Raw genomic sequence first — 23560 nt, 5'->3', positions numbered from 1 at the left:
GCCGGCAGCCCCCACAGGAGACGCCCGGCATGACCCATCAGAACGACGCCATTCCGTCCGCCGCTCCTCCCGACACGACAGCGCCCCAGGGCCGCCGCCCGGAAGAGATCGAGCACGAGATCCAGTCGATCCGCGCCCGCATGGATTCTGTGATCGACGAGATCGAGTTCCGCCTGTCGCCCGGCCAGATGTCCGGCGGTGTGGTGCAGGTGGTGCGCGACGTGATCCAGGGCGGCGGCGACGGACTGTCCGGCCGCATCGCCCGCGCCGTGCGCGCCAACCCGATTCCGGTGGCGCTGATGGGCGTCGGCGCCCTCTGGCTCGCCGTGGCGGTCGCCCGCACGCCGGACTCCACCACTGAATTCGACGATTACGCCCCCAATGGCCGGCAGCTCGACCCGCGCAGCCGGCATCTGCTGACCGACCTGACCGGCGCCTGCCGCGACGGGGCCGAGGCCTTCCGCCGCGCCGACATGACCATCGCCGACCCGTCGCTGTCCGGCCGCCTGCAGGAACTGGCCGACCAGCTCGACCGCAGCGCCGTGGCGCTCGATGCCGAACTGCGGCAGGGCGGCGGCTGGATCGAGACCGCCGGCGACGGTGGGCGCGTCTGGTCGCCGATGCACGGGCTGGCTGAGGCCAGCGCCCGCAGCGTGATCGCCGGGGCCGGCGGACCGGCTGCCCGCGGCGACCTGCTGGCCCGGCTGGAAGGCGGGCTCGACGGCACGCTGGCCCTGTTCCGCGACGCCCTGCGCGATGCGCCGGACGACCATCTCCAGGTCGCAATCGGCGCCCAGTTCCACGCCCTGGAAACGGCGCGGCACCGGGTCGGCGCGCTCCGCGAAGCCGTGGCCTGAGGAGGGCGGAGGATGCTGGGGCTGAGCCGCCGACATTATTACGAGCACCGCAACCGGGTGAACCGGCAACACGGTGGGCAGCATGGCGGCGGGCATGGCGCCAATGACGGGGCCAATGCCGGCGACGGCCGGGGCCGGTCGGCGGACAGCCCGTCGGAGATTCCCAAGAAAGGCTGGAAGGACATCCTGCTGCGGGTGTGGGACGAGCAGAGCAAGGACAATGTGTCGATGCTGGCCGCCGGCGTCGCCTATTACGCCCTGCTCGCCATCTTCCCGGCCATCGCGGCGCTGGTGTCGATCTATGGCCTCGTCGCCGACCCGTCGACGATCGAGAGCCAGCTGAACCAGCTGGGCAGCCTGCTGCCGCCCGAAGCCCTCAGCATCGTCAGCGACCAGGCGCGCAAGGTGGCGACCGCACCGTCGCAGGGGCTGGGCTTCGGCCTGATCTTCGGCCTGATGCTGACGCTGTGGAGCGCCTCGCGCGGGACCAACTCGATGGTGTCGGCGCTGAACATCGCCTACGGCGAGAAGGAGACGCGCGGTTTCCTCATGCTGGCGGCGCTGTCGATGGGGCTGACGGTGGCCGGGCTGCTGTTCGTCATCCTCGCCATGGCGATGATCATCGCCGTCCCCGCCGCCATCAACATCATCGGGCTACAGGACACGCCCATCGGCTGGATCGCCAGCCTTGCACGCTGGCCGATCCTGGCGGTGACGATCATGCTGGCGCTGGCCGTCTTCTACCGCTACGCCCCCGACCGGCGGGAGCCGAAATGGCGCTGGGTCAGCTGGGGTTCGGCGATGGCGACGGTCGTCTGGCTGCTGGGCTCGCTCGGTTTCTCCATCTATGTGTCGAACTTCGGCAGCTACAACGAGACCTACGGTTCGGTCGGCGCCGTTGTGGTCCTGCTGCTGTGGTTCAACCTGACATCCTACGTCGTGCTGCTGGGGGCGGAGCTGAACGCGGAGATCGAGCACCAGACCGCCCGCGACACCACCGACCGCGACGGCCGTCCGGCCCGGCCGCTGGGCCAGCGCGACGCCTATGTCGCCGACACGGTGGGGGAGCGCAAGGCGAGCTAGCCGCGGACGCGTTCCCTTGGCCAAATCTCTCTTGGCAAGCCGGCGGCCGCGCGCTATGGTCGCCGCTATGCAACAGATGCTCGCCATCGCGTCCTGTGGACGCTCCCGATATTTTGGCCGCTGGTTTCGTTCGGCGGCCTAGGAACGCGCATCTGTCGCTCACTCCCGAAGCCGCCCGGACCGACCCGCGGCGGCTTTCGTGTTTGTGATCCCCGGCCCTCGATGGGCTGCACATCCTGAAAAATCCGAACACGGGCGACCCGGGCGGCTTCATCACAAGCCGAGAGAGGTTGTCATGTTCGATTTCGATGTCGTCACCGGTCCCACCCAGCCGCCCCATTGCCATCTCGCCGACGAAGCCGCCGGCCCGGCCGCTTCCGAGTCGGTCCTGCCGCCGGCCAACCTGATCGGCGCTGCGGCCGCCACCCTGGCCGAGCCGCATACGGCAAACGGAGAAAAGCCGCGATCCTGATGCGGATCGGGCCGCCGACCGTGGCGTGCAGGGTCCGCATCCCAGCTTTCGACCAAAAAATCACGAATCCTACCTATGTTCGGCCGGCTGTTGTCGTATACTCCCTTTGGGCAGACGTGCCCGGGTGGCGGCTCAGCCGGCCGCACTCTTGTTGGCAGGTCCTCGCCGACGTCCGTGTCGGGATGGGCGCGATGGTCGGATCGGAAGAAGGATGACGAATCATGGCGGATGATGCTCTCTCAGGCGTCAACTCTATGGTCTCCAGCCTCAACGCGTCGATCAACAACGCGGTGGAGGCCATCAAGAAGTCGCAGAGCAATCAGGCTGTCGGCGACGTCAAGGAATACTCCAAGACGGTCAAGAAGTCGGCGCAGACCACCACGGCTGGCGCCACCGACATCGGCGTGCTTGCCAAGAACACCACCCGCCTGAACGTCGCCAGCACCCTGGCGCCGAACGACAAGGTCGATTTCTACAAGTTCAAGGTCGTCCAGAAGGGCGAGATGACCATGGGGCAGGTCGGCGACGACGGCCTGCGCGTCCAGGTGATGAACAGGCTCGGCCGCGTGGTGGCCGACAGCGATCCGAAGGCCGGCGACGATTACAAGGCCTTCAAGCAGTTGCAGGCCGGCAACCTGACGGTCGACAAGGGCGACTACACCCTGCGCGTGAGCCGCGAAAAGGGCCAGTCGGACAAGGACCCGAAGAATTACGCCATGCAGCTGGTCATGGGGAATTACAGCCAGGATTACGACACGGTCGCCAAGCAGCCGGCCAAGGGTGACACCGGGCAGTCGCTCACCACCGGGCAGCAGGCGACGCTCGACGGGCTGAACCAGGCCATCAGCAGCATGAACTCCATCCCCACCGGACAGACCGGCACCCAGAAACTGATGGGCAGCTTCAGCCTGTTCGTGTGACGCTGGGCGTTGGGCCCTGCGCCATGACGGAACTGTGCTATGACGGAGCGGAGCCGATCCGTTCCGGAGCCAAGATTTTGCCGTCCATCACGCGCCTGAGCCCCGCCGACCATCGCCGCGTTCCCTGGAAGAACGGTGGCGGCGTCACCACCGAGCTGGCGATGGAAGCGGCCGCCGATGGCCGCCCCGATGGCCGTTTCGTCTGGCGCGTCAGCATCGCCGACGTGGTCGAACCCGGTCCCTTTTCCGCCTTTTCCGGTTATGATCGTCTGATCGCCGTGGTGGAAGGCGACGGCATGCGCCTGTCGGTCGATGGCGCCCCGCCGGTCGAGCGCCGCCGCCTGGACCCCGCCTTCGCCTTTCCCGGCGAGGCCCCGGTGTGGTGCGAGCCGACCGCCGGTCCGATCCGCGACGTCAACCTGATGCTCGACCGGGCGTCTGCGGCCGGCATGTTGACCCTGCTGTCCGGCTCCGCCGCGCAAAGGGCCAATGTGCACCGGGCCGAAGCCGATGTGATTCTGGTCCACGCCCTTGCCGGCATGCTGACGGTAACGCCCGAGGACGGGGAGGCGCTGACGGTTCCCGCCGGCCACAGCCTGCTCCTGCTTGGCGCGGCGGCGCTGGTGGAGGCGCCGGACGGGGCGGAGGGCGTCTGTGCCGAGGTGTGGCGCCGTTAGGACTTCGCCGCCCGGATCAGCTCCGCATACCAGCGCGCCGAGTCCTTGCATGTGCGGGCCAGGGTCTGGAAATCGACGTGGACGATGCCGAAGCGTTGGCCGTAGCCGCTGCCCCACTCGAAATTGTCCAGCAGCGACCAGACGAAATAGCCGCGTACGTCGGCACCCTGGGCCATCGCGTCGCGCATCGCCGCGTTGTAGATGGTCAGGTAATTGATGCGGTGCGGGTCATGCACGGCCCCGTCCGGGCTGACGGTGTCGCTGCCGCCGCAGCCGTTCTCCGTCACCACGATGGGCAGGCGGTAGCGGCGCTGGATGGTCAGCAGCTCGTCCCGGAAGGCGTCGGGGAAGATGGCCCAGCCGACGCCGTGGGTCGGCTGGTCGGCCGGCGCGTCGCCCCAGCCATAGCCCCAGGTGCGGGCCGGATCGGCCTTGGCGAAGATCGGGCCGTAATGGTTCAGCCCGAACCAGTCCACCGGCCGGGCGATGCGCGCCATGTCGCCGGGCCGGACATGGGGCTCGATGGCGGCGGCGGTCTGCGGCGGGTAGTGGCCCAGGATCTGCGGGTCGCAGAAGGCCAGATTCCAATGCTCGTCCAGCAATGCCGCGGCGGCGCGGTTCTCCGGCGTGTCGGTTTCCGGGATCACGACCTGCCGGTTGTGGATGGCGCCGATGGAGGCGCCCGGCACCATGTCGCGCAGCACGTCCACCCCGGCGCCATGGGCGAGGTTGACATGGTGGATGGCGCGCAGATGCTGTGTCCGGTCGACGATTCCCGGCGCCGCCCAGGGAATCGCATAGCCGAACAGGGTGAAGACCGAGAATTCGTTGAAGGTGATCCAGCGCTTCACCCGGTCGCCGTAGCGCCGGGCGCAGAGTGCCGCGTAGTCGGCGTACCAGCCGGCGCAGTCGCGCGACGACCAGCCGCCCAGATCCTGCAAGGCCTGCGGCAAATCCCAGTGATAGAGGCACAGCCAGGGCTCGATGCCCGACTCCAGAAGCCGGTCGATCAGCCGGTCGTAGAAGTCCAGCCCCGCCCCGTTCACCGCCCCCTTGCCGCGCGGCATCACCCGCGGCCAGGAGATGGAGAAGCGGTAGGCGTCGACGCCCAGCCCCTTCATCAGGGCCACATCCTCCGGCATGCGGTGATAGTGGTCGCAGGCGACATCGCCGGTGTCGCCGTTCACCACCCCGCCCTGGGTGCGGCAGCGCACGTCCCAAATGCTGGCGCCACGCCCCTCCTCGGCAGCGGCTCCTTCGATCTGGTAGGCGGAGGTGGAAACGCCCCAGACGAAGCCCGGCGGGTACAGGGTGGGCGGAGTTGGGGAGGTCCGGTCGGTCATCGTCAGGCTGCGATCTGGTTGATGCTGCGGCAGCGGGCCTCGAAGGCGTCGGAGATGAATTCCGGGCGCTTGTAATAGCCCTTGATCCAGCTTGCCAGCAGGCAGAGCTCCTCCAGCTTCACCAGCTCGTCCAGCGTCCCGTCGGGAAAGCGGATGGCGAAGCTCTCGGCGATGTATTCCAGCACCTGCTCGACCTGGTCGATGGACAGCTGGATGTCGGTCTCCAGCGTCGCATTGCGGGTCAGCAGAGCCTCATCGACCCCATACTCGTCGCGGATCAGCTTCACGATCCAACGGAACATGTGCATCCAGTTGGATACACCCTCGATCGACTTGCTCATCGCGACGCTCGGCTTCGGTTGCGCGAAAGGGGTATGCGGCAGCGACTGTACGCACGGATCGTTAAAGAATAACGCAGCCCCCGTCGGGGTCTCCAGCCGGGCGCGGCAATAAACCGCGCGGCTTTTGCCACCTGTGCGGGCAGCGGCGCCATGGATTTGCCCAGGCATTGTGCAGCGGCGGGCGGGGATACGGCCGGAAGCCGCCATCCGCCAGGGCGGCACGCCCCATGCAGAACGAAGCAGACCGATTGCAGAGCGAGGCTTCCGCCATGAAAAGCGCCGCCACCCCCGATGTCCATCCCGTCGACGAGGTTCTGGCGCCTTGGCGGCTGCTGGCGCTGGGTCTGCAGCATGTGCTGGTGATGTATGCGGGGGCCATCGCGGTGCCGCTGATCGTCGGCGGCGCCCTGAAGCTGCCGAAGGACCAGATCGCCATGCTGATCAACGCCGACCTGTTCGCCTGCGGCGTGGTCACGCTGATCCAGGCGGTGGGGGTCTGGCGATTCGGCATCCGGCTGCCGGTGATGATGGGCGTCACCTTCGCCGCCGTCGGCCCGATGGTGGCGATGGCGACCAACCCGTCGCTCGGGCTGCTGGGCATCTACGGCGCGGTGATCGGGTCGGGCATCTTCGCCATCCTGGCCGCCCCACTGGTCGGCCGGCTGCTGCCGCTGTTCCCGCCGGTGGTGACCGGCAGCGTCATCGCCATCATCGGCGTCTCGCTGATGCGGGTGGGTGTCGGCTGGGCCGGCGGCGGGGTTGGCAATCCGCGATTCGGCGACCCGGCCTTCCTGGGCGTGGCGGCCTTCGTGCTGCTGACGATCCTGGCGCTGATGAAGCATGGCCGCGGATTCGTCCGCAACGTCGCGGTGCTGCTGGGTCTGGTGGCCGGGATGGTGCTGGCGATGGTGCTGGGCATGGTCGATTTCAAAGGGCTGGGGGAGGCGCCGTGGGTGGCGTTGGTCCAGCCCTTCCAGTTCGGCATGCCGGTGTTCGATCCGGTCGCCATCCTGACCATGTCGCTGGTGATGATCGTGGTGATGATCGAGTCGACCGGCATGTTCCTGGCCGTCGGCGACATGGTCGGCCGCCCGGTGAGCCGCGAGGATCTGGTCCGCGGCCTGCGCACCGACGGGCTGGGCACGCTGATCGGCGGCGTCTTCAACACCTTCCCCTACACCTCCTTCTCGCAGAATGTCGGGCTGGTCGGAGTGACCGGCGTGCGCAGCCGCTGGGTGTGTGCTGCGGGCGGGCTGATCCTGCTGCTGCTTGGGCTGCTGCCGAAGCTTGCCCATGTGGTGGCGTCGGTGCCGGCCTTCGTGCTGGGCGGGGCCGGGCTGGTGATGTTCGGCATGGTGGCGGCGACCGGCGTGAAGATCCTGGCGCAGGTCGATTTCGCCGGCCGGCGCGAGAATTTGATCGTCGTGGCGGTCAGCGTCGGCGTCGGGCTGATCCCGCTGGTGTCCGACAAGTTCTTCTCGCAGATGCCGGCCTTCCTGTCGCCGCTTCTGCACAGCGGCATCCTGCTCGGCACCCTGACCGCGGTGGCGCTGAACTGGTACTTCAACGGGCTGGCGAGCGCCGACCGCGCCCGCCACGACGTCGCGGCAGCCGCGCAGGGGGTGGAGGCTTAAGCCTTCCCCCGCAGCAGGTCCTTGCTGGCGAGCAGCGATCCGCCGGCGATCAGGGCGCAGGACACCCAGATGATGCCTGAATTGGGGGCGAGGCCGAACAGGACCAGCAGCAGGGTCGACAGCAGGGGCGCCAGATAGGACAGCGCCCCCAGCGCCCGGATGTCGCCATGGCGCACGCCGTAATCCCAGACGAAGAAGGCCGCACCCACCGGTCCCAACCCCAGCAGAAGCATCGCGCCCCAGCCGGCGGCGCTGTCCGGCCACACCGTCCGTTCCAGGGCCAGATGGCAGAGCAGCGACAGGATCGCCGTGACGAGGCAGAAGGCGCTGACAGCGTCGGTCGGCGCCTCGCCGATCTGGCCCAGCCGGCGGCGCAGCACCGAATAGCCGGCCCAGGTGACGGCGCTGCCGAGTGCCGCGGCATAGCCCGGCAGATGCGCCGGGTCGATGGAAAATCCGCCCACCGAGCTGCTGGGGCCTCCGCGCGCGATCAGCAGGGCCGTACCCGCCAGCCCGGCGACGGCGCCGCCGACATGCCACACCCGCAGCCGCTCGCCCGGCAGCAGGGCGGAGAACAGCACGATCAGCAGCGGCCACAGATAGTTGATCAGGTTGGCCTCCACCGGCGGGGCCGCCTGCAAGGCCATGAAATAGAGGAAATGGAATCCGAACAGCCCGCCGACCCCCAATGCCCAGGCCGCGACCGGCTGGCGGAAATAGCGCAGGGGATTGTCGCCGCGGGACGCGGTCCAGCCGCTGCCGACCAGGAAGGCCAGCAGGAAGGAGGTCGCCACCAGTTGGAACGGCGGCACCATGGCGGCCAGCGTCGCCAGCGGGGCCAGCGTCGCCCACAGCAGGATGGCGATGAAGCCGACCAAAGTGGCGCGGTTGGATGAGCGGCGGTCGGGCAGGGTGGTGGTGCTGGAGGCGGTCATGATGCCTGTCGGTCGGTTGGCCCTGGGGAGGCGACCATAGCCGGCCGGCGGAGGGCTGTCTTGACCGGACCTCCGCCGCGCATTGACCGAAACTCCGGCCTTAGAAACTCCGGTCTCAGGCCGTCATCGGCAGCGGCTCGGTCCGGGCGAATGCGGTCATCACCATCGCCTCGGCCGCCTCGGCCGCCAGCGGGCGCGAGATCAGGAAGCCTTGCAGGCAGTCGCAGCCGGCCTCCGCCAGCCAATGGCGCTGCTCGGCGGTCTCCACCCCCTCCGCCACGGTGGACAGCAGGAGCCGCTGGGCGAGCGCGATGACGGTGGAGGCGATGTCGGGGGCATGCGGCAGGTCGTTGACGAAGCTGCGGTCGATCTTCAGCACATCGACCGGCAACTGGCGCAGATAGGCCAGCGAGGAATAGCCGGTGCCGAAATCGTCGATGGCGATGCGCACCCCCAACGCCCGCAGCCGGTTCAGCGTCGGCAGATGGTGGCGCACGTCCTTCATGATGACGGTCTCGGTGATCTCCAGCTCCAGCAGGTTGGGCGGCGTGCCGTGGCGCTGCAACACCTGTTCGACCAGCCGGGCGAAGCCGGGATCGGCAAGCTGGCGGGCGGAAACGTTGACCGCCACCGGCACCGGGCCATGGTCGAGCGCCCAGCGGGTCGCGGTGCGGCAGGCTTCCTCCAGCACCCAGCGGCCGATCTCGATGATCAGGCCGGTGTCTTCGGCGACCGGGATGAAATCGGCGGGCGAGACCGCCGCCCCCTCGTGCCGCCAGCGGATCAGCGCCTCGAAGCCGGTTAGCCGGCCGCCCGCCGCCTCGATCTTCGGCTGGTAGACCAGCTCGAAGGCGCGCGCCGCCACCGCCTCGCGCAGACCGGACTCCAGCCGCAGCCGGGTCTCCGCCCGGTCGGTCATCTCGCGGGTGTAGAAGACGAAACGGTCGCCGCCCGCGGCCTTCGCCGCCTGCATCGCGGAATCGGCCATCCGCATCAGGCCGGCGGCGTCCGGCGCTCCTCCGTTCCCCGCTTCCGGATGGACGGCCACGCCGATGCTGGCGGTGAGATGGACGCGGTGCTCGCCCACCTCGCGCAGGGAGGACAGGCCGTCGAGCAGCCGTTGCGCGACCATCGCCGCCTCGTCCCGGTCGGCGACGCGCTCCAGCACGACCAGGAACTCGTCGCCGCCCAGCCGGCCGACGGTGTCGCAGCGGCGCACGCTGACGCCCAGCCGGTCCGCCACCCGGCAGAGCAGCAGGTCGCCGATGGCGTGGCCCAGGCTGTCGTTCACCCGCTTGAAGCGGTCGAGGTCGACATACAGCACGGCCAGCCGGCCGGCATCCGGTTCGCGCGCGCGGTTCGCCAGTTCGATGGCGTGGTCCAGCCGGTCGAGCAGCAGCGCCCGGTTCGCCAGCCCGGTCAGCGGGCAGCGCGTCGCCAGCCGCCGCAGCTCGTCATGCTCTTGCTCCAGCAGGGTGAGGGTGTGGTTGAAGCGGGCGATGACGAAGCCAAGCTCGTCGTCGGCGTGGCCGCGCGGCACGGCCAGCGGCTGGCCATAGGGCTTTTCCGGGTCGATCCGCGCCACCGCGCGGCCGATCTGCAACAGCGGGCGGGTCAGCAGCCGGTGGAACACCACCGCCATCGCCAGCCCGATCAGCAGGTTGCGCAGGGTCCCCGCCACAAGCGCCGCGGAAACATAGGTGAGGAAGCCGGAGGCTGCCCGTCCGGTGTCGATGCCGACGACCAGCTGTCCGATCCGCGAGGCGTCGGCGGCGCGCGGTCCGCTCGCCGATCCGTTCGGCGGGGTCATCAGCTCGTGCGTCACCACCGGCCGGTCGACGAACAGCAGGGCTGTCGCCCCGCGTTCCAGCAGGCTGGCCGGCTTGGGCGCGCGTTCGCGGCGCGCCAGCAAGGTGCCGTCACCCAGGCGGATCTCCGCCCAGGCGGCGTTGGCGCGGACCATCCCCTGCAACACCTGCCCTGCCAGCTCCGCGTCGATCAGCCAAGCGGCGCTGGCGGCCGGCCCCTCGACCAACGCGACCACATCCTTGACCTGCGCCAGCGCCGTCGCCCGCTCGCGCGTGGCGGTCCAGGCAAATTCGGCCGCGGTGATGGTCAGACCGATGACGAAGGCGGCGAGGACCGCGTGAATCGCCTGCTTCAGCGTCAGGCTGCGCAGGACTGGGATCGCCATCGCACCGTTCCTAAGGCCGGGTGTTTCGCACCGCCGTCCCTGCCGGGGGTAAACCTTTCGGCGAGGACGGCGAACCGTAGCATTAGTGGTGCGGGCGATGACCGGGACGCGGCGGATCTGTGAAATTTTTGTAACCGAGGCTGTGCTCTATTGCTGACAATGCATATTGCTGCATAGGGCTATTCCCGCAGCGCATGGCTACCATTCAGCATTGGTAATACCAGTTCGTGTGCGCCGCAGCATATTCTGCCCTTGCCCATTCTCGGGGCGTTTCCTCCCTAAACTACAGGGCCGCGCGATTGCGCGGCCCTTTTTCTTTTTCGACGTCTTGTGGGGAGGCGAGGGCGGATCAGACCCGACGGGCGAGCGCCAGCAGGCCGCCGGCGCCGATCATCAGGCCGCCGGTCAGGCGGTTCAGCGACCTGGCCGCGGACACCGTGGTGAGTTTCGCCGCCAGACGGTCGCCGCCGGTGGCATAGGCCATGATCCAGCCGAACTCGATCACCACCATGGTGGCGACCAGCGCCACCAGCTGCGGCGCCAGTGGGGCGGCGGCGTCGATGAATTGCGGGAACAGCGCGCCCATGAAGACCAGCGCCTTCGGGTTGCTGAAGGCGACCAGCGCGCCGCGCAGGAACAGGCGCACGGGCGTCCCTTCCCCCGACGCGGCGGCGGCGGCATCGCGCTCGCCCGGCTGTTCGACCGGCGCCCGCCATGCGGCGATCCCGAGCCAGGTCAGATAAGCGACGCCGGCCCAGCGCACGATCTCGAAGGCGAGCACGGAGGTGGAGAGCAGGGCGCCCAGCCCGAAGGCCGACAGCGCGGCCATCACCGCCAGTGCCGCGCACATGCCGGCTCCGCCCCAGGCGGCGCGGCGTGCGCCGAATCGAAGGCCGAGGCTCATCGCCAGCAGCATGTTCGGGCCCGGCGTCATGGAGATCACGAAGGCGGTGGCGAAGAAGAAGGCGAGCGTTTGCCAAGTCATGGCTGGAAACCTCGATACCGGAGGGATGCCGGGGGGAGCGACAATCGGCCACATCACAGCAGCATGCACCCGGTTCCGCCGCAAGCGGCAGCGGCGAAACACAGCCATGCTTGCGGAACCGGCTTTCCGATGCGGGCCGAAACGGGTCAGTGCACCGCCGTCCGGACCTGCCAGGCCCGGAAGGCGAGGTTGGCCGAATCCTGGTCGGGCCGCTTGTAGGAGGCGAAGCGGCGGTCGCGGATGCGCCCGCGCGCCTCCTTCCACACGGCGTTCCAGTCGATGGCGCCGTCGGCCAGCAGCCGCTCCTCCATAATGCCCAGCAGGGCCTCGTTGACCGTCGACACGCCGATGTTCTGGGTCGCCAGAACCAGCGCATCGGGGGCGCGTTCCAAGGTCGAGCGCAGGCGCGTGTGTCCGCCGCAGGAGCCCCAGAAGACCAGCGCCGTGCCCGGCGCGATCTCCGTCATGGTGGCGTCCTCGTGATAGCTGTGGCCGCGATGGATGACGATGGACGGGGCCAGACCCTCGCGCGCCATCCAGTCCCAGGCGGCGGCTCGGCCGGCGTCGCCGGCACCGGGGATGTCGGCGACGATGACGATCCGGCGCCCGTGGCGTTCGGGACTGATGGCGACGGCGAAGCCGGACTGGGCGTGCAGCGCCCAACCCTGCGCGCGGTGCTGGCGCAGGAAGCCGCGGAAGGACGCCCGACCGTCGGGATCGTCGTAGAAGGTCATCCGCTGCACGTTGATGCCGTTGCGGAACAGGCGCTGTCCGCTCAGGACCGGCAGGGCGGCCAGCGGATGGTTCTGGGAGAAGCGTTCCGCCTCGAAGGCCGGGGTGGCCGCCCGGCCGGACAGCCGTGCCGCGTGCAGGCTGCCCGCCAGCCCGATTATGCCCCGGGCCGGCGTGTCGCCGATCCCGCCCCGGATGGATACGTCCTGTAGTCCGGTCTTTGCCGGCGGTTCGCCGGCGGCGCGGTAGCGGGCGGCCAGCTCGTCTTCCAGCGCCGCGCGGATTGCGGGACTGTCAAGATCCATGGCGTCGGCCAGGGCGCCGATCACGACCGCGGTGTCGATTGCCGGCGGTTTCCCGTCGGCCGGCAGCAGGGCCCGCAGGCTCTCGCGCATCAGCTCCCGCGCGATGGCCGGGTTGGTGCCGAACAGGCTCGCCGCCCGTCCGCCGGCGACCGTTGCGACGAAGAACTCCGCCCACAATGGCCGTGTCCGCTCCTCGCGCGCGAGGGCGAGGAAACTGCGCTTCTCCAGCTTCACCTGGATCCGCAGGATGTTGACCAGCCCGTCGAGCGAGGAGGTGTAGAGCTGCGGCCCGATCCGCGCGATCAGCCCGAGCAGATCCTCCGACGACATCGCCATCGTGATGCGGAAGCGGTCGGCCGGCGGATCGTCGACCATGTCGTCGAGCAGCGCGCCGATCTTCGGCGCCATCCCCGCCGGATCGCGCGCCAGCGAGGCCGCCAATGCCTTGGCCGCATGGATTTCCAGCGCCCGGAGATCCGTCTTGGGCAGGCGTTTGCGCAGCTCGTGCCGTGTCTCGTAGAAGGGCATGCCCCCCTCCAGCGAGCGGGTCAGCAGCCCGAGGTCGAGCGCGCGGGCGATGATCTCCTCCCCGCCGGTACGGGTGCTCAGCTGATCGGCGGCTCCGACCGCATCGAAAGGCGCCTGCGGAACGGCGTCGCGCAGGGCGGCCAGCGCCGCGTCGCCGGGGAACAGGCTGGAGCAGCGGAACGCCTCGGCCGGCGACCGGCGGGCCAGGTCTGCGAAGGCCGCATCCCCGCCGAACAGGGCGTCGAGCACTTGCTGGCTCGCCGGCTCATGGTCGGCGCAGGCGGTCTGCCCGTCCGGCGGCCGGCTGTCGGAGGCCCGGCTGCTCATGATCCGCTCGTCGGCGGCCCTGGCTTCAGCCATTTTGGCGGCTCTTGCCGCTTTCGCGGCGGCGGCTCTCGCCTCTGCGGTCTGCGGATCGGCGTTCGGCGCAGTGGAAGGCGTGGCGGGCGGCTTGGCGGCGACGGGTTGGGTCCGGCCCTGCGGTCTGGGCCGCTCGGGCGCCATCAGTTCCGCCGCATGGATGGGCGTGGGCGGCAACTCCGCCACCGTGATCGGTGCGGTCGTCGTCACCGGCTGCGCTATGCCCGAAGCCGAAAATCCGGTTGCGAGGACGGTGCAGACGGACAGCAGCAGCCGGCTGGTCCATCGCGACGGTGAAGCCGCAGCGGGAGCGGGGAGCGAACGACCAGGGAGCACGTCGATGGCTGCTTCGGAGATTGAACGGGGCGGGTGGCGGCGCGGGATGGCGCCGGCCTGACGGCGTACCCCGATAGGACTAGCCTATGCAGGCAATATCGGTTTTGTCACCCGTTACCCGCGGTCCGCCTGCATATTCTTGTACTTCCGGCGGTGGAGTACCCCGCACTGGCCGTCCGGCGGGATCGGAATAGACCAGTGAAGCATGGACAGGGAACGTTCGCGCACCAATCCTCAGTCCTTCGTCCGGCGCCCAGGCCGGACCGGTGGCTGGATGGAGGGTGCGTATGCGTGCATACCGTCTCTTGGCCCACGTCTTGGCGCGCGCCTTCGCCCCTGCGGTCGCCCGTCTTCCGATCCTCGCCCTTTTATGCCTGCCCGCATTCGTTGTCCCGGCCGTGGCGCAGACGCCGGTGGACGTGGAACTGGTCTTTGCGGTCGACGTGTCCGGCAGCGTCGATCCGGACGAGGCGAAGCTTCAGCGCAACGGCTATGTCCAGGCCCTGCTGAACCCGAAGGTGCAGGCGGCGATCCGCGGCGGCCCCTTCGGCCGGATCAGCGCCACCTATGTGGAATGGGCGGGGGAAAGCCACCAGCACACCGTCGTCGGCTGGACCGAACTGAGCGATCCGGCCAGCATCGAACGCTTCGCCGCCAGCGTGGCGGAGGCGCCGATGATGACGGAGCAGTGGACCTCGATCAGCGCGGTCATCGACTACGCCGTCCCGCTGTTCGGCAACAACGGGTTCGAGGGGACGCGGCGGGTCATCGACATTTCGGGCGACGGCGAGAACAACCGCGGCCGTCCGGTGGAGGAGGCGCGCGACGCCGCGGTCGCCCGCGGCATCACCATCAACGGCCTGCCGATCCTGAACGACCGCCCCAACCCCTGGGGCGGGGCAGCGCCGAACGATCTGGAAGCCTATTACCGCGAGCATGTCATCGGCGGCCCCGGCGCCTTCCTGGTGCCCGCCCGCGACTTCGACGCCTTCGCCGACGCCATCCTCAGCAAATTGCTGCTGGAGGTGTCGGGCGTTCCGCCGACCGGGCGGGGGCGAGGGCGGGACTTCGCCGCCCACTGACCGGGCGAGAGGCGGTCAGTTCACCGTCCGGCCGTCAGTTGACCGTGCGGTCGATGGCGCGGCCGGCCTTTTCCGCCGGGCCCGGCGGATCGATGGCGTCCTTGACGCTCTGGCCCGCATTGTCGAGGGACTTGCCGGCCCGCTCGGCCGGGCCTTCCTGGTGGCAGGCGGCCACGGCGACCAGCGGCAGGACCAGGGCGGCGGCGCGCAAAAGCCTCAGCATCGGATTCTCCTTCACTCGTGGCGCGCGGCGTCCGGTGATGGGCGGCGCGCTGCAGTGCGGAAGGAACGCCATGGCCGGGCTTCGGGTTCGCCCGCCTAGCCGATTTCTCCGCCGACGGCCACACCTGGGCCGGAACGCTGCCGTTCAAGCTACTCCCCCTGATCGCGCCTTCCTCTCTCCAGTCTGCATTTTGTGTTCTACGGTCAACTGCCCACCGCGGCACCCGTGCCACTCTTGCGTCCATGATGAGACGGGCGGGAGGCCGGCATGGCTGGTTACCAGTGCGACCTGGGGCGGCAGCGCCATCGGTTCGACGATCTGAAGGCGGTGATGGCCTGCGCCTCGCCGCGGCGGTCGGGCGACGAGCTGGCGGGCATCGCCGCCGACAGCGACGAACGGCGGGTGGCGGCGCGCATGGTGCTGGCCAACCTGCCGATGAAAACCTTCCTGACCGAGGTGCTGGTCCCCTACGAGACCGACGAGGTGACGCGGCTGATCATCGACCGCCATGACGCCGAGGCCTTCCGGCCGGTGGCGCACATGACGGTCGGGCAGTTCCGCGACTGGCTGCTGTCCTACCAGGCCGACACCGCCGCGCTGGCCGCACTCGCCCCCGGCTTGACACCGGAAATGGTGGCGGCGGCATCCAAGCTGATGCGCAACCACGACTTGGTCTGCGTCGCCGCCAAATGCTCGGTCGTCACCCGCTTCCGCACCACGGTCGGGTTGCCGGGGCGGCTGTCGAGCCGCCTGCAGCCCAACCATCCGACCGACGACCCGACCGGCATCGCCGCCTCGACACTCGACGGGCTGCTCTACGGCATCGGCGACGCGGTGATCGGCATCAACCCGGCGACCGACAATGTCCCGGCCTGCATCGCTCTCCTGGAGATGCTGGACGCCGTCCGCACCCGCTTCGACATCCCTGTGCAGTCCTGCGTGCTGGCCCATGTCACCACGACGATGCAGGCGATGGAGCGCGGGGCGCCGGTCGATCTGGTGTTCCAGTCCATCGCCGGCACCGAGAAGGCCAACCGTGGCTTCGGCGTCACCCTGTCCTTGCTGGCCGAGGCGCAGGAGGCGGCGAAATCGCTCAAGCGCGGTACCATCGGCGACAACGTCATGTATTTCGAGACCGGCCAGGGATCGGCGCTGTCGGCCGATGCCCATTTCGGTGTCGACCAGCAGACGGTGGAGACCCGCGCCTATGCCGTCGCCCGCGCCTTCGACCCGCTGCTGGTCAACACGGTGGTCGGCTTCATCGGACCCGAATATCTGTACGACGCCAAGCAGATCACCCGCGCCGGGCTGGAAGACCATTTCTGCGCCAAGCTGCTCGGCGTGCCGATGGGCTGCGACGCCTGCTACACCAACCATGCCGAGGCCGACCAGGACGACATGGACGTCCTGATGACGATGCTGGCGACCGCGGGCGTCAATTTCCTGATCGCGGTGCCCGGCGCCGACGACATCATGCTGAATTACCAGAGCCTGTCCTACCACGACGTGCTCGGCCTGCGGCATCTGCTGAAACGCCCGCCGGCCCCGGAGTTCGAGGCGTGGCTGGACAAGGCCGGCTGGCTAGACGAGCAGCGCCGCCTGCCGCCCTGGCCCGACCAGAGCCTCGTCGTCTCCGCCCTGCTGGGGAGTGCGGCCCGATGAGCGACACTCCCAAGGATAAACCGCAGGATCCGTGGGCGCGCTTCCGCAGCGCCACCCGTGCCCGCATCGCGCTCGGCCGCAGCGGCGACGCCCTGCCGACCAAGGCTCTGCTGGAGTTCCAACTGGCCCATGCCCGTGCCCGCGACGCTGTCCACAGTGCGGTCGATTTCGACCGTCTGGCCGCCGACCTGTCGCCGCTGGAGACCATCCGCGTCCACAGCGCCGCGCCCGACCGGCCGACCTATCTGCGCCGCCCGGACCTCGGCCGCCGGCTCGACCCGGCCAGCGCCGCCGGGCTGCCGGCAGGGGAGTGGGATCTGGTCTTCGTGATCGCCGACGGGCTGTCGGCCGCCGCGGTGCAGATCAACGCCGCGCCGCTGGTCCAGGCCTGCATGGCGCGGCTGGGGCATCTGCGCATCGGCCCGGTGGTGCTGGCGGAGCAAGCCCGCGTGGCGCTGGGCGACGAGGTGGCCGCTGCCATGGGCGCCCGGCTGGTGGCGCTGCTGGTGGGGGAGCGGCCCGGCCTGTCGGCCGCGGAATCGCTGGGGGTCTATCTGACCTGGGAGCCCAGGCCCGGCCGCGCCGATTCCGAACGGAACTGCATATCGAACATCCATTCCGACGGCCTGTCGATCCAGACGGCCGCCGACAAGCTGTGCTGGCTCGCCACCGAGGCGGCGCGGCTGAAACTGACGGGGGTCGCCCTGAAGGAGGACGCCCCGTCGCTCGCCGGTGCGGACAACGAGAAAAACCAACTGACCGACCGGTCGTGAGAGAGCGCCGCCAACGGCATCAACGCCACTGAATCCAAAGCCTTGAACAGGGGCAGGAGGCAACATGTCTGGGAACACGAAACCTGAATTGAGCAAAAGCCTGAGCGGGCTCCATCTTTGGGGCATCGCCGTCGGGCTGGTGATTTCCGGCGAATATTTCGGCTGGAGCTACGGCTGGGCGGCGGCGGGGACGCTGGGCTTCCTCGTCACCACGATCCTGATCGCGGCGATGTACACCACCTTCATCTTCAGCTTCACCGAACTGACCACCGCCATTCCCCATGCCGGCGGTCCCTTCGCCTACAGCTACCGCGCCTTCGGGCCCAAGGGCGGCTTCGTCGCCGGCTTCGCCACCCTGATCGAGTTCGTCTTCGCCCCGCCGGCCATCGCACTCGCCATCGGCGCCTATCTGAACGTGCAGTTCCCCGGGCTCGACCCGAAGACCGCCGCGGTCGGCGCCTACATCCTGTTCATGGGGCTGAACATCGCCGGCGTCTCCATCGCCGCCACCTTCGAGCTGTTCGTCACCATCCTGGCGATCATCGAGCTGGTGGTGTTCATGGGCGTCGTCTATCCCGGCTTCTCCTGGGCCAACTTCACCGCCAACGGCTGGGCGGGGCAGGCCAGCTTCAGCAAGGACGCGCTGGGCGGCATCTTCGCCGCGATCCCCTTCGCCATCTGGTTCTTCCTGGCCATCGAGGGGGCGGCCATGGCGGCGGAGGAGACCAAGGACCCGAAGCGCACCGTGCCGCGCGCCTATATCGGCGGCATCCTGACGCTGGTGGTGCTAGCCTTCGGTACGATGATCTTCGCCGGCGGCGTTGGCGACTGGAACGCGCTGTCCAACATCAACGATCCGCTGCCGCAGGCGATGAAGGCGGTGGTCGGTGAGTCGAGCGGCTGGCTGCACATGCTGGTCTGGATCGGCCTGTTCGGCCTGATCGCCTCCTTCCACGGCATCATCATGGGCTATTCGCGCCAGATCTTCGCGCTGTCCCGCGCCGGCTTCCTGCCGCCGGTTCTGGCCCGCCTGCACCCGACGCGCAAGACCCCGCACTGGGCGATCCTGGCCGGCGGCGTGATCGGCATCGCCGCCATCTATTCCGACGAGCTGATCCAGATCGGCGGCCAGCCGCTGACCGCCAACATCGTCACCATGTCGGTCTTCGGCGCCATCGTCATGTACATCATGAGCATGGCGGCGCTGTTCCGGCTGCGCGCCACCGAACCGGCGCTGGAGCGTCCGTTCCGCGCGCCCTTCTATCCGGTGTTCCCGGCGATCTCGCTGGTGCTGGCGGTGCTGGCCCTGGTGACGATGGTCTACTACAACACCCTGGTCTTCGGGCTGTTCGTGGCGCTGTTCGCTCTCGGCTACCTGTTCCACCTCGCCACCGCCGGCATGCGGGTCAAGGCCGGCGGGGCCGCAGGGCTGACGCACATGGATGCCTTCACCGAGGCGCGGAGCATGGTTGACTGAGAGCTTTCAACTGGTTGACGTCAGAAAAGGGGCGCCGGTGTTCGGCGCCCCTTTTCTGTTTTCACTCGCCGTCGTGGCTTTGGATGAAGCTGCGGATTTCCGGCAGGATGGCTTCGCGCCAGCGGCGGCCGTTGAAGATGCCGTAATGGCCGACACCCTTCTGGAAATGCGTCTTGCGCATCTCGTCCGGCAGCGACGAGCACAGGCGCTGCGCCGCGATGGTCTGGCCGGGGGCGGAGATGTCGTCCAGCTCACCTTCCACCGTCATCACTGCGGTCTTGCGGATCGCCGACGGCTCCACCTTGCGGCCGCGCGACATCATGGTGCCTTCGGGCAGGGCGTGCTTCTGGAACACCGTCTCGATGGTCTGCAGGTAGAAGTCCGCCGACAGATCCATCACCGACAGATATTCGTCGTAGAAGCGGCGATGCTGCTCGGCCGAATCGCCGTCGCCGCGGACGAGATGGCGGAACAGCCCGACATGCTCGTTGATGTGACGGTCGAGGTTCATCGACATGAAGCCCGACAGCTGGATGAAGCCCGGATAGACGCGGCGGAAGGCGCCCGGATAATAGACCGGGACCGTGGTGATCACGCTGCGCTCGAACCATTTCAGCGGGCGTTCCATCGCCAGCTTGACCGGCACCGTCGGGTTGGCCATCGGATCGATGGGGCCGCCCATCAGGGTCATGCTGCGCGCCTGCACCGGCTCGTCCGCCGCCGCCATCAGCGACACCGCCGCCATCACCGGAACCGCCGGCTGGCACACCGCGATGACGTGGGTGTTGGGGCCGAGGAAGCGGATCAGCTCCGCCACCGTGTCGATGTAGTCGTCCAGATCGAAGCGACCGGCCGACATCGGCACCAGCCGCGCGTCGATCCAGTCGGTGATGTAGACGTCATGGTCGCGCATCAGCGCTTCCACCGTGCCGCGCAGCAGCGTGGCGTGATGGCCCGACATCGGGGCGACCAGCAGCACCTTCGGCTGGCGCGGCGTGCCGTCCGGCTTGGCGAAGTTCAGCAGCTTGCAGAAGGGCGACTGCCAGACGAACCGCTCGGTGACCGGAACGGTCTGCCCGTCGACCACCGTCTCCGGCAGACCGAAGGCGGGCTTGCCGAAGCGGCGGGTAGTCCGCTCCACCAGCTCGGCCCCGGCGGCGACCGCCCGGCCCAGCTTGGTGTAGGACAAGGGCATCAACGGGTTCTGGAAAGTCTGCTGGGCGGCTTCGGCCCAGAAACGCATCGGCCGCATGGCAGCGTGTTGCATGTCGTACAGGTGATACAGCAAATCAGATCCTCACGTCACGGCTACCCCCGGGCGGCCAGGGTTCGTTGTTCCTTCGATCAGCGCATTGATCGTATGACCAACCATATCCTTCGTCGGGGATCGCGTATAGGTCAAGAGCCTCTTCGCATTTGCAAAGCTCTGTTGTTCAAAGAACATTGCGGTGCACAAAAAATTATCAACTGCAACAATCCCGCTATGACCTAAGCGCGTGACTCCGTTGGTCATACTGACGTTCTGGAGCGGCCTTCGACGATCAGGGGACGGCGAGCACGGCGCGGACCGGCAGATGGTCCGATGCCCGACGGGTGAGGACGGTGCGGATCACCTCGAAAGCGGGGATTTGCAGGCCGCCCGTCACATAGATGCGGTCGAGCCGCAGGGTCGGCATGCGGGCGTGGAAGCTGCGCGGATTGGCGACGTCGGCGAAGGAGGACGCCAGCTGGCGCAGCCGGGGGGAACTGGGCGTCCATTCGTTGAGGTCGCCCATGAACAGGGTCGGCAGCTCCGGCTGGCTCTCCACCCGCGACACTATGTCGCCGACCTGCTTTGCCCGTTCCCAGGGGTCGAGGCCGAGATGGGCGACGATCACCCGCACGGGGCGGCCCTGCACCTCAACCACCGCGTCGATGCCGCCGCGCGGCTCGCGCTTGCCGACCGACAGGTCCAGCGTCTCCATCGACCGCACCGGCAGGCGGGTCAGCAGGCAGTTGCCGTAATGGGCGCGCTCGCTGTGCTTGGTCGGGCCGGCATAGGCTTTCAGCCCGGTGTTGCGCTCCAGGAAGGCGAACTGGTCCATGCCCGATTCGCCGCGGTGGTGCCAGCCGACCTCCTGCAGGCCGATCAGATCGACGTCGAGGTCGCGGATCACCTGGGCGATGCGGTCGGGGGCGAAGCGGGCATCGAGCCCGACGCAGCTGTGGATGTTCCAGGTGGCGACGCTGAGCGCCGCCATGCCGTCGGGAACGGGGAGGCTGCGGCGGTCGGCACGGCGGGGGCGGCGGGAGCGGGCTGCGCGCAACACGGCGGCGATGCGCTGGACACGGTCGCGGCTGAAACGGATCACGGTTCCAAATTCCTTTCCTTTGGCCTTTCGTCAGCCCTGTCGTCTTGCCGGCCCGGCGTTTTGCCGGCCCGATCCCGGCCGGAGCGGCCGAGAAGCCGGCTGGTCAGCCAGCCCAGCCCGATCGCCAGCGCCGCCATACCCGCCAGCAGGGCGAAGTCGGCGGCGCCGGGATTCGTTATGGTGCGCTCAAGCTGGTGCCCGAGCAGATTGAAGGCAAGGATGCCGGGTGCAAGACCGACCATTGTGCCGATCACGAAATCGCCGAAGCTCAGCTTCGAGGCGCCGGCGGCGAGATTGACCACGGTGTAGGGCGCAATCGGCACGGCGCGCACGCCGGCCACCGCGGCGATGCCGCTGTCGGCCAGCTTCCCGTTGATGCGGGCGATCAGCGGGCCGCCATGGCGGTCCAGCAGGTCGCGCCCGGCAATCCGCCCGGTCCAGAACATCGCCGCCGCCGAGGCGACCGCCCCGGCCATCGCGGTGGGGAAGCCCCACCACGGCCCCATGACGATGGCGGTGGCGGCGATCATCACCGTCAGCGGGAACATGACGTAGCCGCCGGCGACATAGGCCAGCATCAGCCACAGCGGCGCCAGCGGGCTGTCGCCCAGGCTGTGGAAGGCCGACATCACGGCCTCCAGCGTTGCCCAGTCCCGCAGCGCCGTGTAGCGCCACATGCCCCACAGCCCCAGCAGCGCCAATATGCCGGCCAGAGTCAGCCAATGGCGCGTGCGCGGGATGCGCGACGGCAGCACGCGGCGGACGATCTCCACCGCGCCGACGGGGTGTTCGGGATCGAAGACGCGGGCGTCGGCCACCGCGGCAGCCAGCCCGTCCGGCTCGGGGTCGTGCAGCGGCTCCAGCGTGCGGCCGACCGGCTTGCGCAGCTGGTCGATGGCCGCGGCGAGCGAGCCCAGCCGCCGGTGCGCCGCCGCCACCTCCGCCGCCGTGGAGCCCAGATGCTCGGCGATCAGGTCGTCGCGGGTGTGCAGGATGGCGCGGCGGGTGTCGGCATGCTCCGGCCCCGGCCCGGCCTCCAGCGCCAGGTCGCACTCGGTGTCGAGCCCCATGGAGCGGTTGTTCAGGTTGGCCGAGCCGATGCGCAGCAGCCGGTCGTCGACCACCATCACCTTGGCATGGACGGTGATGCAGGCGCCGCCGTCGGTCAGCGCGGCGAACAGGCGGAAGCGGCCATGGCGGTCGGCCTCGCGCAATTCCTGGGTCAGCCGGGCGCGGGCGCCGAGCATGACGGTGTTCTCCAGCCAGCTTGTGGTGCGCACCGGGTTGACGACGATCACCTCCGGGCCGTCGGGCTCCGCCAGCCGGGCCTTCAGCGCCTCGGCCACCGCGGTGGAGGCGAAATACTGGCTTTCCAGATAGATGACGTCGCGCGCCGCGGCGATGGCCGCCAGATAGAGCGCCTCGACCTCGCGGATCTCGTCGCGCCCGTTGCAGGCGGGGTCGGTGCGGGCGATGCCGACGCGCACGCCGCGCAGCATCGGCTCGAAGCCCGGCGGCCAGGGATCGGCGGCCAGCGGATGGCGGCGGGCGGGCCGGCCGGGGGCAGGGGCGGGGGGCTTCAGCGTCTCGCCGGTGGCGCGTGCCCAGCGGTCGCGGAACATCTCGCCCAGCGCGCGGGCGGCGTCGCCGTCCACCGCCATCATCACGTCGTGGAATGGCTCGTAGGGCTTGCCGTCGGGCTGGCGCCGCCGCGGGTCATGGGCATGGTGGGCGCGGGTGTCCCAGCGGTTGGCGGTGATGTCCAGCCCGCCGCAGAAGGCGACCCGGTCGTCGATCACCAGCATCTTCTGGTGATGGCAGGCGCCGGTCGGGTGGTCGCTGTCCAGCCGGTATTGCAGGCGCCGGTGGGTCAGCCAGTTGCGCAGCATGAAGGGGTGCGACCAGCGGGCGAGGTCGAACAGCTCGGCATAGTCCCACTTCAGCACATGGATGTGCAGGTCGGGCCGGGTGGTCGCCAGCCAGTTCAGCAGCGTGCCCAGCCGGTCGGGCCGGCGCGGCCGGCGGGTCTGCGGCATCAGGCGGATGCGGGCGTCGAAATCCCAGGCGGTCAGGTAGATGCTGCGCCGGGCGCGCCGCATGGCGGCCTTGGCCAGAGCGAAATAATCCTCTCCATCGACGATCACGCCAAGCCTTGCGGTGTCCTCCACCCGCCAGCAGGTCTGCCCCGGTTGCAGGATCGGCCGCAGCACACCGGCCGATCCGGCGATGTCGGGCGTCGATCCGGCTGACGGAAGCGGCTGGGGCGAGTGGGCGTACATGGCGTCCGATC

Annotated in this window: 22 protein-coding genes; 11 read left to right on the top strand and 11 right to left on the bottom strand. The window is 69.1% G+C overall.

The genetic code is table 11. The features are described from left to right. The first annotated feature begins 29 nt into the window (after window positions 1–29). The 5 genes from ACWPN8_RS34045 to ACWPN8_RS34025 all read left to right on the top strand — a co-directional run bounded on the left by ACWPN8_RS34045 (window position 30) and on the right by ACWPN8_RS34025 (window position 4009). Window positions 30–857 carry a DUF3618 domain-containing protein gene (locus ACWPN8_RS34045; protein WP_492243971.1) on the top strand — a complete coding sequence of 276 codons (828 nt, stop codon included), beginning with the start codon at window positions 30–32 and terminating at the stop codon, window positions 855–857. Window positions 858–869: 12 nt separating this feature from the next. Next, a complete protein-coding gene (locus tag ACWPN8_RS34040) occupies window positions 870–1940 on the top strand; it encodes a YihY/virulence factor BrkB family protein (RefSeq protein WP_109096440.1) in 1071 nt (356 codons plus the stop codon). A 295-nt stretch (window positions 1941–2235) separates the two neighbouring features. Further along, window positions 2236–2412 (top strand): hypothetical protein, encoded by a 177-nt coding sequence (locus ACWPN8_RS34035; protein ID WP_158285362.1) that lies wholly within the window; start codon window positions 2236–2238, stop codon window positions 2410–2412. Window positions 2413–2633: 221 nt separating this feature from the next. Beyond that, a complete protein-coding gene (locus ACWPN8_RS34030; protein WP_199237515.1) occupies window positions 2634–3332 on the top strand; it encodes a hypothetical protein in 699 nt (232 codons plus the stop codon). Between the two features lie 77 nt (window positions 3333–3409). Continuing rightward, the gene (locus ACWPN8_RS34025; RefSeq protein ID WP_492243970.1) at window positions 3410–4009 is read left to right on the top strand and encodes a HutD/Ves family protein; all 600 of its coding nucleotides are present in this window, start codon (window positions 3410–3412) and stop codon (window positions 4007–4009) included. Here the strand turns inward: ACWPN8_RS34025 and ACWPN8_RS34020 are convergent. Continuing rightward, complete coding sequence (locus ACWPN8_RS34020) at window positions 4006–5352, bottom strand: GH1 family beta-glucosidase (RefSeq protein ID WP_492243969.1); 1347 nt, start codon at window positions 5350–5352, stop codon at window positions 4006–4008. The two genes, ACWPN8_RS34025 and ACWPN8_RS34020, sit on opposite strands and share 4 nt — an antisense overlap. A gap of 2 nt (window positions 5353–5354) precedes the next feature. After that, window positions 5355–5693, bottom strand: a complete 339-nt coding sequence (locus ACWPN8_RS34015) for an acyl carrier protein (RefSeq protein ID WP_098736002.1) — start codon at window positions 5691–5693, stop codon at window positions 5355–5357. A 227-nt stretch (window positions 5694–5920) separates the two neighbouring features. Here ACWPN8_RS34015 and ACWPN8_RS34010 point away from each other — a divergent pair, with 227 nt between their 5' ends. Beyond that, the gene (locus tag ACWPN8_RS34010; protein WP_109096443.1) at window positions 5921–7327 is read left to right on the top strand and encodes a nucleobase:cation symporter-2 family protein; all 1407 of its coding nucleotides are present in this window, start codon (window positions 5921–5923) and stop codon (window positions 7325–7327) included. Here ACWPN8_RS34010 and yddG read toward each other — a convergent pair. The 4 genes from yddG to ACWPN8_RS33990 form a co-directional block, all read right to left on the bottom strand. Continuing rightward, window positions 7324–8262 (bottom strand): aromatic amino acid exporter YddG, encoded by a 939-nt coding sequence (gene yddG, locus ACWPN8_RS34005; RefSeq protein ID WP_492243968.1) that lies wholly within the window; start codon window positions 8260–8262, stop codon window positions 7324–7326. The genes ACWPN8_RS34010 and yddG overlap by 4 nt on opposite strands. A gap of 115 nt (window positions 8263–8377) precedes the next feature. Then, window positions 8378–10456 carry a putative bifunctional diguanylate cyclase/phosphodiesterase gene (locus tag ACWPN8_RS34000; RefSeq protein WP_492243967.1) on the bottom strand — a complete coding sequence of 693 codons (2079 nt, stop codon included), beginning with the start codon at window positions 10454–10456 and terminating at the stop codon, window positions 8378–8380. A 349-nt stretch (window positions 10457–10805) separates the two neighbouring features. Then, window positions 10806–11441, bottom strand: coding sequence for a LysE family translocator (locus ACWPN8_RS33995; RefSeq protein WP_492243966.1), 636 nt, complete (start codon window positions 11439–11441; stop codon window positions 10806–10808). A gap of 146 nt (window positions 11442–11587) precedes the next feature. Further along, window positions 11588–13366 carry a hypothetical protein gene (locus ACWPN8_RS33990; protein WP_492243965.1) on the bottom strand — a complete coding sequence of 593 codons (1779 nt, stop codon included), beginning with the start codon at window positions 13364–13366 and terminating at the stop codon, window positions 11588–11590. Between ACWPN8_RS33990 and ACWPN8_RS33985 the strand changes: the two genes are divergently transcribed. Both ACWPN8_RS33985 and ACWPN8_RS33980 read left to right on the top strand, forming a co-directional pair. Next, window positions 13332–13763 (top strand): hypothetical protein, encoded by a 432-nt coding sequence (locus ACWPN8_RS33985; protein WP_247872826.1) that lies wholly within the window; start codon window positions 13332–13334, stop codon window positions 13761–13763. The genes ACWPN8_RS33990 and ACWPN8_RS33985 overlap by 35 nt on opposite strands. A gap of 226 nt (window positions 13764–13989) precedes the next feature. After that, window positions 13990–14784: a DUF1194 domain-containing protein gene (locus tag ACWPN8_RS33980; RefSeq protein WP_492243964.1), complete on the top strand. Its 795-nt coding sequence runs from the start codon at window positions 13990–13992 to the stop codon at window positions 14782–14784. Between the two features lie 34 nt (window positions 14785–14818). Here ACWPN8_RS33980 and ACWPN8_RS33975 read toward each other — a convergent pair whose 3' ends face one another. After that, the gene (locus tag ACWPN8_RS33975) at window positions 14819–15007 is read right to left on the bottom strand and encodes a hypothetical protein (protein ID WP_244592380.1); all 189 of its coding nucleotides are present in this window, start codon (window positions 15005–15007) and stop codon (window positions 14819–14821) included. Window positions 15008–15274: 267 nt separating this feature from the next. On the opposite strand from ACWPN8_RS33975, the gene ACWPN8_RS33970 reads away from it, so the two are divergent. The 3 genes from ACWPN8_RS33970 (at window position 15275) to eat (ending at window position 18919) form a co-directional block, all read left to right on the top strand. Beyond that, window positions 15275–16669, top strand: a complete 1395-nt coding sequence (locus ACWPN8_RS33970) for an ethanolamine ammonia-lyase subunit EutB (protein ID WP_492243963.1) — start codon at window positions 15275–15277, stop codon at window positions 16667–16669. Continuing rightward, window positions 16666–17442, top strand: a complete 777-nt coding sequence (gene eutC / locus ACWPN8_RS33965; protein WP_492243962.1) for an ethanolamine ammonia-lyase subunit EutC — start codon at window positions 16666–16668, stop codon at window positions 17440–17442. The genes ACWPN8_RS33970 and eutC overlap by 4 nt, the downstream gene beginning before the upstream one ends. A gap of 88 nt (window positions 17443–17530) precedes the next feature. Beyond that, window positions 17531–18919 (top strand): ethanolamine permease, encoded by a 1389-nt coding sequence (eat, locus tag ACWPN8_RS33960; protein ID WP_492243961.1) that lies wholly within the window; start codon window positions 17531–17533, stop codon window positions 18917–18919. Window positions 18920–18980: 61 nt separating this feature from the next. Here the strand turns inward: eat and ACWPN8_RS33955 are convergent, their stop codons facing one another. Genes ACWPN8_RS33955 through ACWPN8_RS33940 form a run of 4 tightly spaced genes read right to left on the bottom strand, consistent with a single transcriptional unit; the run spans window position 18981 to window position 23549 of the window. Beyond that, the gene (locus ACWPN8_RS33955) at window positions 18981–20207 is read right to left on the bottom strand and encodes a polyhydroxyalkanoate depolymerase (RefSeq protein ID WP_492243960.1); all 1227 of its coding nucleotides are present in this window, start codon (window positions 20205–20207) and stop codon (window positions 18981–18983) included. A 9-nt stretch (window positions 20208–20216) separates the two neighbouring features. Next, window positions 20217–20432, bottom strand: coding sequence for a hypothetical protein (locus ACWPN8_RS33950; protein WP_492243959.1), 216 nt, complete (start codon window positions 20430–20432; stop codon window positions 20217–20219). Between the two features lie 28 nt (window positions 20433–20460). Further along, entirely contained in the window at window positions 20461–21270 is an 810-nt protein-coding gene (locus ACWPN8_RS33945; RefSeq protein ID WP_492243958.1) for an endonuclease/exonuclease/phosphatase family protein, read from the bottom strand. Next, on the bottom strand, window positions 21267–23549 hold the full coding sequence (locus ACWPN8_RS33940; protein ID WP_492243957.1) for a VTT domain-containing protein: 2283 nt from the start codon (window positions 23547–23549) through the stop codon (window positions 21267–21269). Before ACWPN8_RS33940 ends, ACWPN8_RS33945 begins: the two co-directional genes overlap by 4 nt. Window positions 23550–23560: the final 11 nt, after the last annotated feature.

This window comes from Azospirillum sp. UENF 112521 (assembly GCF_058780665.1).
This window is presented reverse-complemented; position numbering and strand designations above follow the sequence as displayed.

Bases quoted from the DNA above. Each gene is read 5' to 3' on its own strand.
- ACWPN8_RS34045 (WP_492243971.1), top strand. From the start codon at position 30: ATGACCCATCAGAACGACGCCATTCCGTCCGCCGCTCCTCCCGACACG.
- ACWPN8_RS34040 (WP_109096440.1), top strand. From the start codon at position 870: ATGCTGGGGCTGAGCCGCCGACATTATTACGAGCACCGCAACCGGGTG.
- ACWPN8_RS34035 (WP_158285362.1), top strand. From the start codon at position 2,236: ATGTTCGATTTCGATGTCGTCACCGGTCCCACCCAGCCGCCCCATTGC.
- ACWPN8_RS34030 (WP_199237515.1), top strand. From the start codon at position 2,634: ATGGCGGATGATGCTCTCTCAGGCGTCAACTCTATGGTCTCCAGCCTC.
- ACWPN8_RS34020 (WP_492243969.1), bottom strand. From the start codon at position 5,352: ATGACCGACCGGACCTCCCCAACTCCGCCCACCCTGTACCCGCCGGGC.
- ACWPN8_RS34015 (WP_098736002.1), bottom strand. From the start codon at position 5,693: ATGAGCAAGTCGATCGAGGGTGTATCCAACTGGATGCACATGTTCCGT.
- ACWPN8_RS34010 (WP_109096443.1), top strand. From the start codon at position 5,921: ATGCAGAACGAAGCAGACCGATTGCAGAGCGAGGCTTCCGCCATGAAA.
- yddG (WP_492243968.1), bottom strand. From the start codon at position 8,262: ATGACCGCCTCCAGCACCACCACCCTGCCCGACCGCCGCTCATCCAAC.
- ACWPN8_RS34000 (WP_492243967.1), bottom strand. From the start codon at position 10,456: ATGGCGATCCCAGTCCTGCGCAGCCTGACGCTGAAGCAGGCGATTCAC.
- ACWPN8_RS33995 (WP_492243966.1), bottom strand. From the start codon at position 11,441: ATGACTTGGCAAACGCTCGCCTTCTTCTTCGCCACCGCCTTCGTGATC.
- ACWPN8_RS33985 (WP_247872826.1), top strand. From the start codon at position 13,332: ATGATCCGCTCGTCGGCGGCCCTGGCTTCAGCCATTTTGGCGGCTCTT.
- ACWPN8_RS33990 (WP_492243965.1), bottom strand. From the start codon at position 13,366: ATGGCTGAAGCCAGGGCCGCCGACGAGCGGATCATGAGCAGCCGGGCC.
- ACWPN8_RS33980 (WP_492243964.1), top strand. From the start codon at position 13,990: ATGCGTGCATACCGTCTCTTGGCCCACGTCTTGGCGCGCGCCTTCGCC.
- ACWPN8_RS33975 (WP_244592380.1), bottom strand. From the start codon at position 15,007: ATGCTGAGGCTTTTGCGCGCCGCCGCCCTGGTCCTGCCGCTGGTCGCC.
- ACWPN8_RS33970 (WP_492243963.1), top strand. From the start codon at position 15,275: ATGGCTGGTTACCAGTGCGACCTGGGGCGGCAGCGCCATCGGTTCGAC.
- eutC (WP_492243962.1), top strand. From the start codon at position 16,666: ATGAGCGACACTCCCAAGGATAAACCGCAGGATCCGTGGGCGCGCTTC.
- ACWPN8_RS33950 (WP_492243959.1), bottom strand. From the start codon at position 20,432: ATGACCAACGGAGTCACGCGCTTAGGTCATAGCGGGATTGTTGCAGTT.
- ACWPN8_RS33940 (WP_492243957.1), bottom strand. From the start codon at position 23,549: ATGTACGCCCACTCGCCCCAGCCGCTTCCGTCAGCCGGATCGACGCCC.